Origin of the sequence: Tahibacter amnicola (assembly GCF_025398735.1) — a bacterium.
In the GTDB taxonomy this organism is placed as follows: domain Bacteria; phylum Pseudomonadota; class Gammaproteobacteria; order Xanthomonadales; family Rhodanobacteraceae; genus Tahibacter; species Tahibacter amnicola.
In genome coordinates, this window is record NZ_CP104694.1 from 3,896,441 (window position 1) to 3,916,057 (window position 19,617).

Genomic DNA, 19,617 nt, shown 5'->3' on the forward strand with positions numbered 1-19,617 from the left:
GGAACCATCGAAGTTCGGGTTCAGTACCAGGCTGGTCGGCATCGCGCGCCTGTGGCAGACTCTGCAAGACTTGGCAATCCGATCTCAGCATCTACGTAGGAACGGCAATGGAAGAGCCTGATGGCGACATCCTGACCTTGGACGAGGTCGCCGCATATTTAAAGGCAGGCAAGCGCACGGTTTATCGGCTTGCCGCCGAAGGCAAGCTGCCCGCTTTCAAGCTAGGTGGTACGTGGCGCTTCCGTCACAGCGATCTGGACAAGTGGATTGTTGCCAATCTGACTAGTAAGGATTCGCGGGCGGACGGCTGATGGAACTGATCGACAACATCAGTCGTTTGCTGGGGGATGACCTCAAGCAAACCGTCCGGCCAGGGGCACGTCTGAAAATTGCGGCCTCGTGCTTTTCGATGTACGCCTTCGAGGCACTAAAAGCCGAGCTCGAGAAAATCGACGGGTTGGACTTCATCTTCACCTCGCCCACCTTCGTTGCCAACGAGGTCACCGACAAGATCCGCAAGGAGCGCAAGGAGTTCCACATCCCCAAACTCGACCGGGAGCGCAGCCTCTACGGCAGCGAGTTCGAAATCCAGCTGCGCAACAAGCTAACCCAGCGGGCGGTGGCTAAGGAGTGCGCCGACTGGATACAGCGCAAGGCCAAGTTCAGGAGCAATCGCACTAAAGCGCCCATGCAGCAGTTCGCCTGCGTGCAGGCTGGCGGCACCGATACGGCGTACATGCCACTCCACGGTTTCACCGCCGTCGATCTGGGCTACCAGCAAGGCAATGCCGTTTCCAACCTCGTCAACAAGATGGACGAGGCGCCCTTTGCGGCCACCTACCTGAGCCTGTTCGATCAGATCTGGAACGATCCCGAGAAGCTGGAAGACGTGACTGCGCAGCTCTGCGAGCACATCGCATCGGTCTACCAGGAGAACTCGCCGGAGAGTATCTACTTCCTGATGCTCTACAACATCTTCAACGAGTTCCTCGACGACATCAACGAAGACGTCCTGCCCAATGACCGCACCGGCTATCAGGACACGCTGATCTGGAACAAGCTCTTCAACTATCAGAAGGATGCAGCCACCGGCATCATCAACAAGCTGGAGACCTACAGCGGCTGCATCCTTGCCGATAGCGTCGGCCTCGGTAAGACCTTCACCGCGCTCGCGGTCATCAAGTATTACGAGCTGCGCAACAAGTCCATTCTGGTGCTGTGCCCCAAGAAGCTGGCGGACAACTGGCTCAACTACAACCGCAACCTCAAGACCAACATCTTCGCCCGCGACCGTTTCAGCTACGACGTGCTAGCGCACACCGATCTCTCCCGCACCAGCGGCGAATCGTTCGGCACCCCGCTCAACCGCATCAACTGGGGCAACTACGATCTCGTTGTCATCGACGAATCGCACAACTTCCGCAATAACGACGCCTACAAAGACAAGGAAACCCGCTACCAGAAGCTGATGAACAAGGTCATCCGCGAAGGCGTGAAGACAAAGGTGCTGATGCTCTCCGCCACGCCGGTCAACAACCGATTCACTGACCTGCGCAATCAGCTTGCACTCGCTTACGAAGGTGACTCCGAGAACCTCAGCAAGAAACTGCGCACTAGCAAGTCGGTCGAGGAAGTCTTCCGTAACGCGCAGACGGCCTTCAATGCTTGGTCGAAACTGCCGCCGGAGGAGCGCACGCCGCGCGCCATTCTGGATGCGCTGGAGTTCGACTTCTTCGAGCTGCTCGACAGTGTCACTATCGCGCGCTCGCGCAGGCACATCCAGACCTTCTACGACACCAAGGACATTGGCCACTTCCCGGAGCGCCGCAAGCCCTTGTCGTTTCATTGCGCCCTGACCACGCGCTCGGACGTCATGGGCTTCAACGGTATATTCGCGCAGCTAGCCAAGCTCAAGCTCGCGGTGTATGCCCCGGTCAGCTACATCCTGCCCAGCCGCCTGCGGAAGTACGAAGACCTTTACGACACCAAGATCGGTGGCAAGGGAACACTGCGCCAGGCCGACCGCGAAAAGAGCTTGCAGGCGCTGATGACGGTCAATCTGCTCAAACGGCTGGAAAGCTCCGTCCACTCATTCCGGCTCACGCTACAATCCCTGCAAGCGAACCACCAGGGCACGCTCGCAAAGATTGCCGCCTTCAACCAGGCTGGTAGTGCCACCAGCGTCGGCGACCTGACCGACGTGCTGGAAGACCTCGATGCCGAGGAGGATGATGACCTACTCGATGCGCTTGGCCAAGGTGGCGACATCGGCGGCAAGGTGAAGATTAATCTGGCCGACATGGATCTGCCTTCGTGGGAGCACGACCTCCAGGTCGACCTCGCCAACATCGAGACGTTGCTAGCCTCGATGGCCAAGATCACACCGGACGACGACGCCAAGCTCCAGCATCTCAAGGGTCAGGTGCTGAGCAAGATCACCAGTCCCATCAATCCCGGCAACAAGAAGATCCTCATCTTCACCGCCTTCGCCGACACCGCCGACTATCTGTATGCCAATCTGGCACCTACGCTGGAAGCCCTTAAGCTGCACTCCGGCAAGGTCACGGGCAGTGATCGACCGAAGTCCACCTTGCCCAAGGCGTATAGCTTTCAGGAACTTTTGACGCTGTTCTCGCCACGCTCGAAGGAAAAGACCATCGTGCTGCCGGGCGAACCGGCAGAGATCGACCTGCTCATTGGCACCGATTGCATCTCCGAAGGCCAGAACCTTCAGGACTGCGATTACCTCATCAACTACGACATCCACTGGAATCCGGTGCGCATCATCCAGCGCTTCGGGCGCGTTGATCGCATCGGTTCGCCCAACGCCAGCATCCAGTTGGTGAATTACTGGCCCGACATCTCGCTGGACGAGTACATCCACCTCAAAGAGCGGGTCGAGAACCGGATGATGATCGTCGACGTCACCGCCACCGGCGACGACAACGTCATCTCCGCGCAGGCCAACGACTTGTCCTACCGCAAGGAGCAGCTGCGTCGCCTGCAAGAGGAAGTCATCGAGCTGGAGGACCTGAAGACCGGTGTCTCCATCACCGACCTGGGCTTGAACGACTTCCGGATGGACTTGCTGAACTACGTGAAGACCCACGGCGACCTCGATAAATCGCCGAGCGGCCTGCACGCCGTCGTGCCTGCTGACCCCGAACTCGGCCTCACGCCCGGCGTGATCTTCACGCTACGCAACCGCAATACGGGCGTGAATCCGCCCTCCCATCTGCCGCAGCACAACCGTCTGCACCCGTACTACCTCATCTACATCAACCGCCAGGGTGAGGTCATCCACGATCACACCGAAGTCAAGCGCCTGCTCGATTTGGCTCGTACCTGCTGCAAGGGGCAGGACAAACCCATCGTGGAGGTCTGCCATCACTTCAATCAGGAAACGGCGGACGGCCGCAGGATGCAAGCCCACTCCGACCTGCTTGGCAAGGCCATCCGTTCGATGATCGAAGTGAAGGAAGAAAAAGATCTCGACAGCCTCTTCACCGGCGGCAAGACTACGGCACTGACCAACACCATCTCCGGGCTGGACGACTTCGAACTCATCAGCTTCCTCGTGATTCAGACGGCTGTATGAGCCACGGAGCGACCCCACACCACCCCGCGCTGATCACCTATCCCAAGCAGGCAGCCTTTGGGCGCGTTCTGCCGAAGAACAAGATCTACGCACACGCCGCTGCCAACACCCAGTTGAAAGACCTGTTCGTCAAGCAGGTGGAACAGATCGTCTGGGCGTTCAAGCTGGCCCCGGAAACGATCCATTTGCCCGAGCGGCCCGGCGTTCCGGAGATTCAGGTCTTCAGTCTCCAGCTCAAAACGCCGGAACTGCACCGGGACGTGCTACGCAGCATCGATGAGGCGATTGCCTTCCCCATCGTGTTCGAACTGGCCTTCGACGGGAGGACGCGGGTGATTGCCGCCTACAAGCGCCCGAACGAGGCCGACGCCAGCCGCTGGGTGCTCTCCGATTACTTTGCAACGGATTGGTTGCCGGTCACGTGCGAGCGCACCGCCATGCCCGTCGCCTTGCACATGGGCGGCTTGTACGAGCAGTTGCTGCACCGCCTGATTCCCTTGGTAGCACGCCCGCAGGAAACGCTGGCCGCGCTGGTTGCGCGGGTGGAGCGGGCGCACGCCAAGCAGCGCGAGCTGGAGAAGGCAATGGCACGGCTGGAAAGGGAAAAGCAATTCAACCGCAAGGTGGAGATCTACGCTACCGTGCGACAACTCAAATCAGAACTGGAAAGCCTGAGCCGGTAAGGACAAGAACGTGGACAAACTCAAAATGCACTCGCCCAACCTGACCGAAGACAACATCGCGCGTATCCGCGAGTTGTTTCCCGGCTGCGTGACGGAGGCGCGGGGCGAGGATGGCAGCCTGAAGCTGGCGGTGGATTTCGACCAGCTCAGGCAGGAGCTGTCTGGTTCAATCGTCGAAGGCCCGCAGGAACGCTATCACCTCAACTGGCCGGGCAAGCGCGAGGCGCTTTTGACGGCCAATGCGCCAATTGCCAAGACCTTGCGCCCGGTGCGCGAGGAGAGTGTGGACTTCGATACGACCAGGAACCTGTTCATCGAGGGCGACAACCTCGATGCGTTGAAGCTGTTGCAGGAGACGTATCTCGGGAAGATCAAGCTAATCTACATCGACCCTCCATACAACACGGGCCGTGACTTCATCTACGACGATGACTTCAGCGATGACGCCGAGACCTATTTGCAGCAATCGAATCAGGTCGATGCTGCGGGTGGACGGCTGGTGGCCAATACCGAAGCTAACGGGCGATTTCACTCGGTCTGGCTCAGCATGCTCTACGCGCGGTTGCGCCTGGCGAGGAATCTTCTGAAGGAAGACGGCGTCATCATTATCTCGATCGACGACAACGAGGTCGCCAACCTGCGGAAGCTTTGCAACGAGGTTTTCGGCGAGGCCAATTTCGTGGCGCAGATCATCTGGCAGAAGGTCTACTCGCCGAAGAACACGGCGGACTGGTTCTCCGAGGATCATGACTATTTGCTGGTCTACGCGCGCGAGAAGGCGCTATGGCGACCGCAGAAGCTCGCGCGAACCGAGGAGATGGAAGCGCGTTACAGAAACCCTGATAGCGATCCCCGCGGTCCCTGGAAGGCGTCCGACATGTCCGCCCGCAATCGCTATGACGCGGGTGTCTACTCCGTCACGAGCCCCTCTGGGCGTCAGCTTCCCGGGCCCCCTACAGGTCGATACTGGGTAATCGATGAGAACAAGTTCAAGGCGTTGGACGCCGACAAGCGCATCTGGTGGGGGGCTGACGGAAGCAATGTTCCTGCTATTAAAAAGTTCCTCAGCGAGGTGTCTGGTGGTCGTACTCCGCAGACACTTTGGTTCTACGAAGAGGTCGGGCATACGCAAGACGCCAAGAAGACCCTGCTCAAGTACGTGCAGTTCCAGCACACCGAAAACGTGCTGAACTCGGTCAAGCCGGTGGAACTGCTGCAACGGGTGTTGCAGCTGGCGGGTAGGCCGAACGACGGCGACATCGTGTTGGACTTCTTCAGCGGCAGTGCCGCCACGGCCCATGCGGTGCTGAAGCAGAATGCCGAGGATGGCGGCAACCGGCGTTACATCGGCGTGCAGATCGATGAGCCACTTCCCATACCTGAGCCTGAGATGGCGTCGATTTTTCAGATGGGGCTGAAGCGCATCCGCAACGTGGCGGCTGAATTACGCAATCAGGCGGACAGCGATGCTAGCGACCTCGGCTTCCGCGTTCTCAAGATCTACACCTCCAATATGGCCGATGTCTATTACGCCCCTGATGCGCTGGAGAAGGGGAAGCTCGACCTCTTCGTGGACAACATCAAGCCCGACCGCACGCCGGAAGACCTGCTGTTCCAGGTGATGCTGGACTGGGGCGTCGACCTCGCCCTGCCCATGGAGAAGAAGGCCATCCATGGCAAGGACGTGTACTTCGTTGACGGCAACGCGCTCGCTGCGTGCTTCGACGCCCACGGTGGCGTGGACGAAGCCTTTGTCAAGGAGCTGGCCACCCACAAGCCACTGCGCGTGGTGTTCCGCGACGCGGGATTCAAGGACAGCGCGGTCAAGATCAACGTGGAGCAGATTTTCAAGTCGCTGTCGCCCTCCACCGAAGTGAAGAGCATCTGAGGGGCGGCGATGAAACTGAAGTTCAAAACGCAGTCCTACCAGACCGCCGCCGTGCAGGCGGTGGTGGACTGCTTCAAGGGCCAACCGCCTGCCTCCAGCGTAGCCATCAGCTACCGAATCGACCCCGGCAAGGCCAAGAAGGGGACGGACGACCTATTCACCGAGGCCGGATTCAAGAACGCCGACATCGTGCTCTCGGACACGGCGCTGCTCGACAACATCCACGCCGGGCAGCGGGCGCAGAACCTGCCGCTGTCGGACACGCTGGCCAAGACCAAGGTCGCACGGGTGAATCTCGACATCGAGATGGAAACCGGCACAGGCAAGACCTACTGCTACATCAAGACGATCTTCGAGTTGAACAAGCGGTACGGCTGGAGCAAGTTCATCATCGTCGTACCCAGCATCGCCATCCGCGAGGGCGTGGCTAAGTCGCTGGAGATCACCGCCGAACACTTCCTGGAGAGCTACCAGAAGAAGGTGCGCTTCTTCATCTACAACTCCAAACAATTGCACCATCTGGAGAGCTTCTCGTCGGACGCGGGCATCAACGTGATGGTCATCAACGTGCAGGCGTTCAATGCCACGGGCAAGGACAACCGTCGCATCTATGAGGAGTTGGACGACTTCCAGTCCCGCAAGCCCATCGACGTGATCAGTGCCAATCGGCCCATCCTGATCCTGGATGAGCCGCAGAAGATGGAAGGTGGCAAGACGCTGGATTCGCTGGTCAACTTCAAGCCGCTGATGGTGTTGCGCTACTCGGCCACCCACAAGACCACGCACAACAAGATTCATCGGCTGGACGCGCTGGATGCCTACAACCAGAAGCTGGTGAAGAAGATCGCCGTACGTGGTATCGCGGTGAGGGGGCTGGCGGGCACGACAGGCTACCTGTATCTGCAATCCATCGACATCTCCACTAAGAAGCCGCCCGAGGCGCGAGTGGAGGTAGAGCAGAAGCTCGCCAATGGCGACATCAAGCGCGTGGTGCGCAAGCTCGGCAAGGGCGACAACCTGTTCGACCTGTCGGGGGGCTGGATCAGTACCGCGACGGCTACGTGGTGGCGGACATCAACGCCAACACCGACACCCTGAGCTTCACCAACGGCGTCGAGCTGACGGTGGGCGATGCCACCGGCGACGTTACCGAAGCGGCGCTGCGCCGCATCCAGATTCGCGAGGCTATCAAGGCACACTTTGACAAGGAGCAGACGCTGTTCCGGCATGGCGTGAAAGTGCTGACCCTGTTTTTCATCGACGAGGTAGCCAAGTACCGTGACTACGCGCAGGTGGACGAAAAGGGTGAATACGCCCGCATCTTCGAAGAGGAATACACGCAGTATCTGAACGAGGTGCTTGATCTGGACGAGACGGCCTACGTCAAATATCTAAAGGGCATTGCGGCAGACAAGACGCATAGCGGCTACTTCTCGATCGACAAGAAGAGCAAGCGGCAGGTGGATTCGGCTGTTGCGGTGCGCGGCGAGAATGCTGGCCTGTCCGATGACGTCGATGCCTATGACCTGATCCTGAAGGACAAGGAGCGGCTGCTGTCATTGGGCGAGCCGGTGCGCTTCATCTTTTCGCACTCGGCCCTGCGCGAAGGTTGGGACAACCCGAACGTGTTCGTCATCTGTGCGCTCAAACACAGCGACAACACCATCTCTCGTCGCCAGGAAGTCGGGCGCGGCCTGCGCTTGTCCGTCAATCAGCAAGGCGACCGGATGGATCACCCGGCCATCGTCCACGATGTGAACGTCCTGACCGTGGTGGCCAGCGAGAGCTACAAGGACTTCGTCGCAGCGCTGCAGAAGGACATCAGCGATTCCCTGTCCGCCCGGCCACAGGTGGCCAACGAGGAATACTTCACCGGCAAGGTGCTCAAGACGCCTACCGGCGACGTGCAGGTGACGCCGCATCTGGCGAAGCAAATCTACCGCTATCTGGTCAAGAACGACTACACCGACAATGCGGATCGGATCGCTGGCGTGTATCACGATGCGAAGAAGGCCGGGACGTTGGCCGACCTGCCACCGGAGCTAAAGGTGTACGCGGAGCAGGTGTTCCAGCTGATCGACAGCGTTTTCAGCGCCAGCCAGCTGCCAGACATCGGCGACGATCGCCGCCCGAAGAAGAATCCGCTCAACGCCAACTTCGACAAGCAGGAGTTCAAGGCGCTGTGGAACCGCATCAACCGGAAGGCGGCCTACAGCGTCGACTTCGACTCGGACGAGTTGGTGCAGAAGGCGGTCAAGGAGCTGGATGCGGCGCTGCGCGTGACCCCGCTGCAATACACCATTGAGAAAGGGGAGCAGAGAGACCAAGTCGACGCTGACGCCTTGGAGAAAGGTGATGGCTTCAAGGTGTTAGAGTCGCATGTCGAGTACAACAAGCAGTCAATCCACTCGGCCGCCAAGTACGACCTGATCGGCAAACTCGCAGAGGGCACTCAATTGACCCGCCGCACGGTGGCGGAAGTCCTCAAGGGGATCAACGTCGCGGTCTTTGCGCAGTTCAAGACCAACCCGGAGAGTTTCATTGCCGAGGCGACGCGGCTGATCAATGAGCAGAAGGCGACGGTCATCATCGAGCATCTGGCCTACGATCCGGTCGAGGACAAGTTCGATCTCGACATCTTCACCTCCGGGCAGACTAAGCAGGATTTCAGTAACGCGGTCAAAACGCCAAAGCGCCACATCTACGATTTCGTGTTGCCGGATTCCGGATCGAGGCCGGAGCGTGAATTCGCCGAGGCGTTGGAGGCCAGTGTCGAAGTCGTCGTGTACGCCAAGTTGCCACGCGGCTTTCTGATCCCGACGCCGGTAGGCGACTACAACCCCGACTGGGCCATCAGCTTCAAGGAAGGCGAGGTCAAGCACATCTACTTCGTTGCCGAGACCAAGGGCTCGATGTCATCGATGGATCTGCGCGAGATCGAGAAAACCAAGATCAGATGCGCTCGCAAATTCTTCGAGGAGATGAATCGCCGCTTCGCCCCGGAGAACGTCAAGTACGACGTGGTGGACAGCTTCGGCAAGTTGATGGAAATCGTGAAGTAGCGGAAAGAAGTCCATGCCATCCACCATTCGGAATATTCCGATCGCCTGCCGGGCAGGTTCTATGATTCGACATTTTGCCAAAAGTACCAGTCCGTGGCGACCACCCTGTTGAAAAGTGGGAGGTAAACACCTTTGGCGATACTTTCCGGCTGATTTCGTGATGGTGGGCGCCGAGATGCCCAGATCTTTGGCAATGGGGCCAAAGGATGGATTGGCGTCATGCTCGCGGTGGCATCCAATAGAAGCGGGTAACTTTCCATGCACATTCCTCGTCACCCCACAGCGCCAGTAGGCGGGACTTTTGCAGGCCCACGCCGGTGTCCATCCCTCCCGACGCCGCCTGCCTGATGCATGTACTGGAGCAGAACCCGCAGATCGTGCCGCCCAGTTTGAGCGTGGCGGAGTTGCGGGCGGATCTGGCGGCGATTGATGCGCTGCGGCCGTTTCTGACGCGTCTGAGCCGGTTGGCGGAGCGCGCGGACGATACGGAAGTCGCTCTGGGGAGTGATGTGATGAGTGCGGCGCTGGAGGGTTACGGCCTGTTGAAGGTGGTCGGGCGTAACCAGGGTCTGGATACGCTGCGGAAGGATCTGGCGGTGCGGTTCCGTAAGTCCGCCCGCTCGACGGAGGACGCCGAGGCTTCGGCCTAGGCCCTGCTGCGCCGCCGCCCTGCCCCCCGGGCGGCGGCGCTTCTCGCTTCTGGTGAGACTTTTTCCGATTCCTTTTCAGGAAATTCCTGCGTTCGAGCAGCGCGCCGCTGCTCGCGTCCAGGAAATAGTGGCGGCGTTGATGCGCGCCACCTGAATCGTTGAGCAAAAAAGCGTCAGACGCGACCCTTTCCGCGGCGTCTTTTCCTGTCGGAACCTTCAGCGTTGCAGCTCGGAGCGATTCGCGATCAGGAATTAGCTGTACGCACTCAGCGCGTCGGCTCTACGTTGCAGGTGCCGACGGATTCGCTTCCGTCGCCAAGCTGATGCGGAATCGCTTTTACCGGCAGCCGTGGCGCTTGCGGCCTCGCGCCTGCCGCGTCGTGCGCAAACGGCGATGGTCCTGCGCTTTGGGAGATCAGCCGGAAGCGCCAGCCACTCAGGAAATCGCCGCTATCGCGACGCAGCCAGCTTGGTCCCTGAGCGTGGTTGCCTTTCCATTGCGGCGCGACGCTGCAGGCGTTCAGCGTTCTGTTGCGCGATAGCAGCGTAGAGCCTCGGCGGCGCAGGTGAAACCTGGATCGAACCCGGTGGGCAGAGCCTGTCTTTGCGTTTGTCGGGGTGGCGGTTCGCCAATGCGACGCGTGGCTTATCCGGCTTCGCCGGAATCAGACCGCGTCGCGAGATTTCACCCGGGTGAACCCTTCGGGTTAACCCGGGCTACGGGTACGACGACCTGTTGCGCTTGTGGCATTTTGGTGCGGTGGCGCAGCGATATCCGTAGCGACTCGCGGACACGAAGTGCGCGGCGAAACATCAGGGTAGTCATCCATACCGCTCCGCCTGGATTTTCTGTCACCATACGGATTGACGCCGTCGCATTGCGTTCGCAGAATCATTCCGCTGCCGCCAAATCGGCAGCCCGGGATTGGTCTCCCGGTGATATCGGCGCATAAGGCGCCCATCCGACGATGACGGCGCTTTTTCTTACGCCCAGTCTTCGGCTGGGCGCCCTATTGCCCCCAGTTTATGGCGGGCGGCGCTTGGCAGCAGCAATGCTGGCCGGATCGATATCCCGGTAGACCAACCATGCGCCGTCCGTCACCGCCTCGGGTCCGGTGACGGGTTACTCCCCACTCGTCGAGGACACGCAATGTCTCTCCGCATGGAACGCCCGTTCGCCACTGGCGAACGTTTGCCGTCGAGTCGTACCCGCCGCCTGCATCCGGCCTCGCGCCGGTGCAGGCGGTTGCCCGCCCTCTCCGCTTCGCCACTCCCCCGCCCCCTAACTGGCGCTACACGCTACGGTGCGTGATGGTCGTCTTCCGCTGGAGGGCCTTCGCATGAATGACGCTCACCCAGACACCGCGCCAATCGAGTACAGCATTCACGACGTGCTGGTTTCCCCTTACGCCGTCAACCCGGCCGACTTCCCTCGCCTGCTCGGCACGGCGCGCCATGTTCGCGACCGCAGCCTGGCCGGTGTGCGCACCCTGGCAAAGATGCTACGTGTGATCACCGCCATCGACGATGGGCTGGATGCCGATCTTGTCCATGACGCGGGCATGCTGGTGGCGGATCTCACCGATTACATCGATGCGATGACGGTGCTGGAAAGCCATGCGGAGTATGCGTGGGAAAAGTCGGAGCCTAGCGTCGCGGCGAAGATGGAAGCGTAGGATTTCGCGGTGTAATGGCACGACGGGTGGTTGGGGCAGATGGATTGGCCCGATCGTGCGGTCACCGGTGGTCGCGAATGCGACCGCACGGTGGAGCGGTTCCGTGATGGGCGGCGCTCGACCGTGCGGTCCCTCTGGTGGCGATGGAACGTGCGAACGCCACAGGAAATGCCGTCGACCGCGCCGGAGCGGTCACTCACGCTATGCCTCGGTGTGGGCCTTTCCGGAAGGTCCGCAGCGTCGCAAACGGTGAGACGGTGTTTCCGGTGACGTTTGCCTGTCATAAACACGGGTAGTCATCTCCTGCCGATAGCCCAGGCGCGAATGGGGTGTCGGGCATGCGCGCGCTGACGAGTGCGGGTGTGTCAGCGGGGAGGGGCTGCCGGAGTCGTTAGTCCGTCGCCGCGGCCGCGGTTGACGCCCTGTTCTCTTGATCTGCGCAGAACGCTTCAACACCCCGTGCAGCTCCGGCGTTTCCTTCCAACGCCGGGGCTGCACGCGGGTTCGATCGCGCCCGGGCGATCAAGCACGGGCCAACAAGTCACCGTGCGGCGGACGCAACTCGCATGTATCGCGGGCCCCGCCGACCTCGCGCAAGGGGTTTGGTGGTGTCCTGGTTCAGGTTCCAGGGCGTGGCGCTGGCTATCCGGTCGGCAGTGTCGCCGCCGTGCGACAGATCTTCCCTCCAATCGGGATTTCTCATTCGATTGTCGGCACCAGCGGGGGGATGCCGGCCCTTCTTGCGTCTTCCCTTTCCGGATTCTGCGCGGTTTTCCCGTGCAGGTAGTTCTTCGCAAGGTCACTTCTGCAGGGCACGGATGGCCCGCCCTGCGATCGGGTGACCTTGAGAACTCCCCGGCCCCTTCACCGTCTTGGTCAGTGGAGAAGCCGTTCCATCCCGACCAACAACGGTCTGTGAGTAGTGCGGAGGTTGTTCTGTGATGTCTCCATTACACATGAGCGTTATCCGCTGGTCTGTCGCCCTGGCCGCGGCCGTGTCGTCATTCGCGGTTTTCGGGGCAACCATCGTGGTTCGCGATGATGCGAACGCGGTGGTTGCCGACGCAGAGGTCTGGGTCGATTCCGTGTTGCGGGGAAAGACGTCCAGTAACGGTGAATTCCAGACGGCGCTGGCGCCCGGCAACCACATCGTCGTGCGCAAGCTGATCGCCACGTCGCCCAGCTTCAAGGGCAATCACGACGGCAATTGGGCTTTTCGTATCTGGCATACCAATATTGTCCAGCACAACGACGGGACGTGGACCGACGCGGTTGTCTCCCATCCGTCAGCCACCTATGAGATTCCGATCCGGCGCAGCAACGCGATCATCGCGTTCAATTTCGTGGCCAGCCTGGAATACAACGCGACCCCGCGAAACATCACCCAGATCAGCAATGGATTCATCAACGCATCGCAGCATCTGTTCGATGTGACCGATGGCCAGATGATTATCGAAAATGTGGTGATCTACGAAGACTTCAGACACTTCGGCAGCGCCGATGCGCGGTTTCGCGTGGTTGAATGGCCTCATGCCAGCGGCGGCGGCAAAGACAGTGTGCAAGGGCCTGGCTATGGCATGAATTTGCCGGGGGCACGTCACCTGTGGAACTGGGACCATCCGGCTTCCGCCCGTGTGATCGGCCACGAGTTCGGTCACTATGTGATAGGCGCCTTTGACGAATACAGCAACGATGGTGGATCGGCGATGTGCACGGTCGATCGCAACGGGGTGCCCGAATCGCATCGGGCCAGCATGATGGACCATGAGCGCGACTCCACCGAGATCTGCCACGAAGGCAATCACAACCCCGCGACAGACCAGGGACGCGTGCTCAGGCAGTCCGTCTGGGAAACATTGGCTGCGTACTGGGATGACGACACGCTGGATCTGAAAACACCCCGGATACGCGGTGGGACAAACCCTGGCCCCACCACCGTGCCGCGCATGTTCGCGACGAAGGTCCGCATCGAGGAATCACCGGACTTCGCATGCCCTGTCTTTCCGATGGTTGTCGAGGCGAATGGCGTACGCGTTCCCGATGTGAACGTGACGATGACTCACAACGGGCGCGAGATTGCCCAAGGTGTTACCGACAAGGTTGGCGCGGTCCGTCTGTACGGTGCGGCGCCCGGCGACATCGTCGAATTCGGGAAAACCCTGCAGGGTGGGCCGATGTATTACTCCGGCCTGCACGGACAAACCGTCGTCACCGCGGATTGCGCCGGACAGGTCGTGCCCCTGAAGAAGACCGTCTCGATCGTCTATGTGGAGCGCCCGCGTTTCCGGATTCCGCACCATATGATCGAGATTTCCATTCCGATCTTCGACAACCCGGCCAACCTGCCGCCGATCGAAGTCCTGGCTGGCCATCCCGGGCTCCAGAGGCGCCCGGTCACATTGAAGTTCGATTCGGTCCAGGGCCACTATTTCGGCCGGATTCCCTTCGACGCCGCGCGCGGCCCGGAGCTGGACATCGTCGTCCGCACGACGACGCCGGATGGCCTGCGGATCAATCGCGTGAACACGGTCAGAGGGGCGCTGTTCCACCCGAATGGGCCGGGAACCGGCCCGGGGGCCGTGAATCCGATGATCGGCGGTGTGTATGGCAGCTGGAGCCTGTTCTCGCCGGATGCACCGATCGATCTGCGCGTGCGCAAGGACTCCATGGCAGAGGGCACGTCGGTCACCGTGACCAGGACGGTATCCCCGGGTGGGCTGCCGTCGGACTGGGTTTACGTCAGCCAGCCCACCGTCGTGGAGGGCGACCACCCTTTGCGTTCGGGGGCGACGCTGCGCCTGAAGTACGACACGACCGCGGTCTGCGCCGAGGACCCCTGCGTTGCCCGTCCGGATACGTTCCGCGTGGTGCGCTTCGACGGCAAGACCTGGATCGACCTGCCCGTCGCCGACATCGACAGCCTGCACCAGTCGGTTTCCGCCGACATCCGCGAGTGGGGCATCTACGCGGTCATCTCACCGGTTCAGCCGTGATCAGAAACAAGGGGCGACGAAGGTCGCCCCTTGTTCGTTCATCGCGCAATATCAGGCACGCAGTCGATGGCGACGTGCGGCCGCTGGGCGTAGGATGGCCGCCAGGCGATGACTGCTCAGGGGGGCTTGCCATGAAACGTCTGTGGGCATCTGCGGGATGGCTTTGCACCGCCCTGGCGCTCGCGCCTTCAACGGGCCTGGCCAGCGCGACCGCTACACTGGCCCCGGGTGGAAACCTCAATTTCAACACCGCCGCGTCGGGCGATCCGTCGCCGGACGCGACGAACGATGTTCAGGGGTATCTGGCGGGCGTCACCGCGATCCACTTGCTGAGCCCCTCCGGCTGGGCCTACAGCAGCGTCTCCGGCACATCCAACGCCTACGCGAACGCGACGCTGGCGGATGCGCAGGCGGCCAGCTACAACACCAACTATGCCCCGGGCACCGGCTTTATTCCGTCTGACTACGACGACACGTTGTCGGTCTACTACATGCGAACGGGCACCGGTGCGAGCATCAAGTATTTCAAGTTGCGCACGAACGGCACGAATACCGCTTCCAGCTTGCCGCTGCTATGGGACTACCTTGGCGGAGCACCGACACCGCCAAGCAGCCAGTTCACCTATACCAGCTACGACCTGATCACGAATTTCACCGACACCTCCACCGGCGGCGCGCCGACCACGTGGAGCTGGACGTTCGGTGACGGCAATACGAGCACGCAACAGAGCCCGCGCTATCGCTACAACACCGCGGGCTCGCGCTCGGCCTGCCTGACGGCGAGCAATACCAGTGGCAGCGGCGGCAACACCTGCCACACCGTGGTCGTGGCGCAGGTGCCATCGACGACGGTTGCCGTGGGCAGCTCGTTCAACCTGGATGGCGATGGCCTGAACGACATGCAGGTGCTCGGACCAGGCTGCCCGCCGATCACCAACCAGCTGCACATGCTAAATGGTGCAAAATACACAACCTTGAACAAGGATTACCGCACCATCACCGTGGCCGACATTGGCGGCGGCCCGATCAGCAGCGGCGATTTCTGCGTCAACGTCGACTACCTGGAAGGCTTTCTGGTCAAGGCCAGCAGCGGCGCCATCTACAAGGCGTGGACGGCGGCCAACAACGGAAGCGGCATTCGCCTGGAATTCGCCCTGCTGCAGGCGGCGCCGCCGGAAGTGCCGGTGAGCAGCTTCACGTTTTCCAGCTACGACCTGATTGTGCAGTTCAACGACACCTCCTCGAACACGCCCAACGGCTGGTCGTGGGTGCTCGGTGATGGTGGCACCAGCACCAATCAATCGCCGACGTACCGCTACAGCACCGCCGGGACGCGCAACGCCTGCCTGACCGCGAGTAACTCCGGCGGCGCGGGTAATCAGGCGTGCAACATGGTGACGGTCAGTCAGCGGCCGTCGACCACGGTGTTGCAGAATGCCGAGCTCGACTTGGAGGCCGATGCCAAGAACGACCTCCTCATCAGCCCTTCCGGTGGTTGCCCAGTACCGAACAAGCTGACGACCATCAACGGCACGCTGTACACGTTCCTGAGCAAGGACTATCGCTCGATCACCTCGGCCGATGTGCCGACCGCCACCTTCACGCATTCGGCCGGCGGCTTCTGCGTTGGCGTCGACTACCTGCAGCCGTTTCTGGTCATGTCGAGCTTCGGCGCCGTCTACCGCGCGTGGACCGCCGCCAACGACGCCGGCTCCGTGCGCATCGAATACAGCCTGCTGATCGGCAAGGAACGCTTGTTCGCGAACGGGTTCGAGTAAGGGGTATCGCCGCCCGGCAGCCCGCTTCGATGTCTCCCGACACATCCCCTTCCCGCCAGCGGAAGGGGTGGCGCTGAACGGCTCCGGCGTTCGTGGAGGCTGTCTGGTCCCAGTCCCGCCGTCGTGGCGATGCATGACGGCGTTCCACACCCTCTATTGTTTTCCACGGTGCCCGGCAATGACTGATCTGGGCCCGACTCGCCGCGCGTCTGCCAAGCGTGGTGAGCCTGCGGCCGGAACGGCGGCAATCACAAAGACCAAGCTGGAGACGATCCTCAGTAGCATCGCCGCGGCAGACCTAGCCGCCGAAGTCGTCCGCAAAGACCCCGTCCGCAATTTCGATAACGTACACATCATCAAAATGCGATGTCAGGGTCGTGCCGCTGGGGGCGAATACGCGCAGGTTCAGCTGGACCGATCGCTCCTGAGCTTCCGTTGTGACGCTCAGCTCAGTCGGCGTCCAGACATTGGTGGCCGTGACATTCGGCGCGACAATGTTCCGGGCCGAATTGCCATAGCAACCGGCATTCGTGTAGGTGTTGGCAAAGATGGTGGAAAAGGCTGTGGCCGGTGTTGTCTGGCCCGGCAGCAAGATCGTGGCGCCAATCGCATACGTCTTGTTCGGCTGTACCGTCACGCATTGCACCGCGTAGATCGGCATGCGGAATGTCCCATTGGCCGGTAGCGTCCCCTGGATCGATCCGGAATGCAGGTCGTTTGCCGAGTCAACGGGGCTCCACCGCTCGGTCACGTCGAAGGCCTGGAAAAGGTACCAGGCGCTGAGATCCTGGTCGAAGTGTGGGTTGATGACGAGATTCGCGGCACTCGTGATAGCGGTGCTGAACAGTCCTGCGCTGACGATCCCGAGCCGGGCCAATGACCTGAATGTGTTGCTCATCCACGATTCCTTCACTTTGACGAGGTAGTTGCAGGAGAACGCGATCCGACGGTGAATCACGCCACGCGTCACCAGAACGTTTCAGGATGGCGAACAGCGACAGGATGGCCCTGCCCGGAAGCACGAGTCCGACCACGCTCGACAAGCGGGAGAACCGTCGCTGACCTTCCAGGAAATGGCTTTCAAATGGTCGATCTGGTGACAACCGATCAGGCGTCCGGAGGCGTCGTGCGATAAGTCCCGCGCCACCTCGGCTCGCGCTCTAAGGGTTCTGGCCCCGCGCCTTTGAGCGTGACCTTCAGGGAAGATCGAAGAGCTGGATGCCGCGACCCCGGCGGTGGCCGCCGCCGAAGCACTGCATGCGCGAAGCGAGGCAGCACGACGCCGTGCCGAGGTGCTGGCAGCGCAGCAATTCGTCGCCGCCGACCCGGTGGACGGGATCCGTGCGCGCGCATACCCCATCAGATCCGACGCGCTCCGGTGGATATCCACCCGAATCTGGCGCGTGACGTAGCCCGCAGGCCACACGCGTCGACGAAAATATCCGGGTGCAAAATCAATCACCTGGGGTGACGTTCGGGATCACCGCGGCGGCAATCACGCCATGGCTGTGACGAACCCGGAACGTTTCGTCGGGACGGCCGCCTGCGCGACGGCGACAGTCGCCTTTTCCCTGCAGCGACTTCCCCATGACCGTGCGATCCCTGGCGTTTCTCGCGCCGGGCCTGGCCCTGGCGCTCTCCGCCGCCGCCGCGCCCGCGCCGTTCACTCTGCATTTCCGGCAGCAGTTCCCGCTCAGCGGCGGGATAGGCCTGCTCGTCTACAACGTGACGGGCGGTCTTGATCTCGACGGCGACCAGCGCCACGACGTGCTGATCGCCGCGCGCAACGCGCCGCTGATGTATTTCGCCAACGTGTCCGCGGGCCGGTTCGTCCAGCGCACGCTGCCCGGGTTCACCTGCGGCGGCTCGTGCGCGGTGGCCGGTGGCGATCTCAACCGTGATGGCCGCACAGACCTCGTCTATTCCAGCTCCCCCGACGCCCTCCAGGTGATTTACGGCCAGGTGGGCGGCATGTTCACCGCCGGGCCTACGCTGCCGTACCGCGCCGCGGCGCTGGCCATCACGGACGTCAACGGTGACGCCATACCCGACGTGGTCAGCACGGACTACGCCGGCACCAACAGGGTGAGCTTCGGCCGCGCCGCGGGCGGGTTCGACACCCCGGCGTCGGCGCCCACCGTACCGGGTTCGCAGTTTCTGGCGCTGGCCGATTTCGGCGGCGACGGCCGCGTGGACATCCTCACTGCCGGCGACCATGCCGCCGTCAGCGTCGGCGTGAACCAGCCCGGCGCCACGCCGTTCGCCCGCAGCGATCTGCCGCCCCTGAGCGCGGCGAGCGATGCGGACAGCTACGGCCTGGCTACGGGCGATGCGGACGGAGACGGCAAGGCCGACGCCGTATACGCACTGAACGACGCCGACCAATCGCGTTCGTTTCTGCGCGTGCTACTCAATCGCTCGGCGTCCGCTCCGTACCTCTCCGCCACGCCATCGCTCTACCCCCTGGAAGGCCTCTACGTCCGCAGCCCGGAACTGTTTCCCGTGGGCCTGCGGCTGGCCGACGTGACCGCCGATGGCCACCCGGACGCGGTGCTGGGGATTGCGGGCAGCGCATGCAGGACGCTCGATCCCGAAGGTCAACCTATCTGGGACGACACCTGTCCCTCGTTTGCTGTTTACCCGGGCACGGGCACGGGTGCGTTGGCCAGCCCGCTGACGTTTGCCGGCGCGCGCGCGCCACTGGGCTCCGTGGTCCTGGGCGATTACGACAGCGACGGCCAGCTCGACGTCGCGTTGTTCGGCTCCCGCATGAACGCGTTCGAGGTGTTCCGCTACGACGGCAACCGCGACCGCATCTTCGCCGACGGCTGGGGAATGCGTTGGCCCGATCAGCCGTGAGTCAGCCGCCGGGCGGAGAATGCGCCGGGCGGCTTTAGCGCCGTCGCGTGACGACAGTTGGCTGACCTCGGTCGCCCCTACTATCGGTGACGTTGAGCTCATGCCCGGAACATCCACGGATCGGGACGATTGGATCGATGTCGTCGACCTGCCCCGGGGATGTCGGGCGGCTCCAAATGTAAAGAAGTGCATCGACGATTGACGTTCACGGGGCACCGATAACGCAACGGGTGCATGGCGCTCGTCATCGCTCGACGAATCGTGACGATGTGGTGCCTACAATCGACCGGATCTGACTCGACAAGACGCCTAAGGCGTTGTCTGACGTCTTTCGAGCCTGCGTGCACGTCATGGACTTAACACGCCCGTATGGTCTCACTGGTAAGACGTTCACCACCTTATGCGGCGTGTCGCCCCCTACGCTCGTGCA

10 protein-coding genes and 1 pseudogene are annotated in these 19,617 nt (G+C 61.6%); 10 read left to right on the plus strand and 1 reads right to left on the minus strand.

What is annotated here, in order from left to right; genetic code table 11:
* Window positions 1-107 precede the first annotated feature (107 nt).
* From N4264_RS15505 to N4264_RS15550, 9 genes and pseudogenes are all read left to right on the plus strand, one after another.
* Entirely contained in the window at window positions 108-311 is a 204-nt protein-coding gene (locus N4264_RS15505; protein WP_261693142.1) for a helix-turn-helix domain-containing protein, read from the plus strand.
* Window positions 311-3,598, plus strand: a complete 3,288-nt coding sequence (locus N4264_RS15510; RefSeq protein ID WP_261693143.1) for a helicase-related protein — start codon at window positions 311-313, stop codon at window positions 3,596-3,598. Before N4264_RS15505 ends, N4264_RS15510 begins: the two co-directional genes overlap by 1 nt.
* Window positions 3,595-4,281: a DUF4391 domain-containing protein gene (locus N4264_RS15515; protein WP_261693144.1), complete on the plus strand. Its 687-nt coding sequence runs from the start codon at window positions 3,595-3,597 to the stop codon at window positions 4,279-4,281. The genes N4264_RS15510 and N4264_RS15515 overlap by 4 nt, the downstream gene beginning before the upstream one ends.
* 10 nt (window positions 4,282-4,291) lie before the next feature.
* Complete coding sequence (locus N4264_RS15520; RefSeq protein ID WP_261693145.1) at window positions 4,292-6,169, plus strand: site-specific DNA-methyltransferase; 1,878 nt, start codon at window positions 4,292-4,294, stop codon at window positions 6,167-6,169.
* A gap of 9 nt (window positions 6,170-6,178) precedes the next feature.
* Window positions 6,179-9,231 (plus strand): annotated as a pseudogene (locus N4264_RS15530) (type III restriction-modification system endonuclease).
* 317 nt (window positions 9,232-9,548) lie between these two features.
* Complete coding sequence (locus N4264_RS15535; RefSeq protein WP_261693148.1) at window positions 9,549-9,881, plus strand: hypothetical protein; 333 nt, start codon at window positions 9,549-9,551, stop codon at window positions 9,879-9,881.
* Window positions 9,882-11,221: 1,340 nt separating this feature from the next.
* The gene (locus N4264_RS15540) at window positions 11,222-11,557 is read left to right on the plus strand and encodes a hypothetical protein (RefSeq protein WP_261693149.1); all 336 of its coding nucleotides are present in this window, start codon (window positions 11,222-11,224) and stop codon (window positions 11,555-11,557) included.
* A 956-nt stretch (window positions 11,558-12,513) separates the two neighbouring features.
* On the plus strand, window positions 12,514-14,550 hold the full coding sequence (locus N4264_RS15545; protein ID WP_261693150.1) for a hypothetical protein: 2,037 nt from the start codon (window positions 12,514-12,516) through the stop codon (window positions 14,548-14,550).
* Window positions 14,551-14,681: 131 nt separating this feature from the next.
* Window positions 14,682-16,328, plus strand: coding sequence for a PKD domain-containing protein (locus N4264_RS15550; RefSeq protein WP_261693151.1), 1,647 nt, complete (start codon window positions 14,682-14,684; stop codon window positions 16,326-16,328).
* A 298-nt stretch (window positions 16,329-16,626) separates the two neighbouring features.
* Here the strand turns inward: N4264_RS15550 and N4264_RS15555 are convergent, their stop codons facing one another.
* Window positions 16,627-17,226: a hypothetical protein gene (locus N4264_RS15555; protein ID WP_261693152.1), complete on the minus strand. Its 600-nt coding sequence runs from the start codon at window positions 17,224-17,226 to the stop codon at window positions 16,627-16,629.
* 689 nt (window positions 17,227-17,915) lie between these two features.
* Between N4264_RS15555 and N4264_RS15560 the strand changes: the two genes are divergently transcribed.
* On the plus strand, window positions 17,916-19,187 hold the full coding sequence (locus N4264_RS15560; RefSeq protein WP_261693153.1) for an FG-GAP repeat domain-containing protein: 1,272 nt from the start codon (window positions 17,916-17,918) through the stop codon (window positions 19,185-19,187).
* Window positions 19,188-19,617 lie beyond the last annotated feature (430 nt).

Coding starts and splice junctions, on each gene's coding strand:
- N4264_RS15515 (WP_261693144.1), top strand. CDS start 3,595: ATGAGCCACGGAGCGACCCCACACCACCCCGCGCTGATCACCTATCCC.
- N4264_RS15540 (WP_261693149.1), top strand. CDS start 11,222: ATGAATGACGCTCACCCAGACACCGCGCCAATCGAGTACAGCATTCAC.
- N4264_RS15505 (WP_261693142.1), top strand. CDS start 108: ATGGAAGAGCCTGATGGCGACATCCTGACCTTGGACGAGGTCGCCGCA.
- N4264_RS15510 (WP_261693143.1), top strand. CDS start 311: ATGGAACTGATCGACAACATCAGTCGTTTGCTGGGGGATGACCTCAAG.
- N4264_RS15545 (WP_261693150.1), top strand. CDS start 12,514: ATGAGCGTTATCCGCTGGTCTGTCGCCCTGGCCGCGGCCGTGTCGTCA.
- N4264_RS15550 (WP_261693151.1), top strand. CDS start 14,682: ATGAAACGTCTGTGGGCATCTGCGGGATGGCTTTGCACCGCCCTGGCG.
- N4264_RS15555 (WP_261693152.1), bottom strand. CDS start 17,226: ATGAGCAACACATTCAGGTCATTGGCCCGGCTCGGGATCGTCAGCGCA.
- N4264_RS15560 (WP_261693153.1), top strand. CDS start 17,916: ATGACCGTGCGATCCCTGGCGTTTCTCGCGCCGGGCCTGGCCCTGGCG.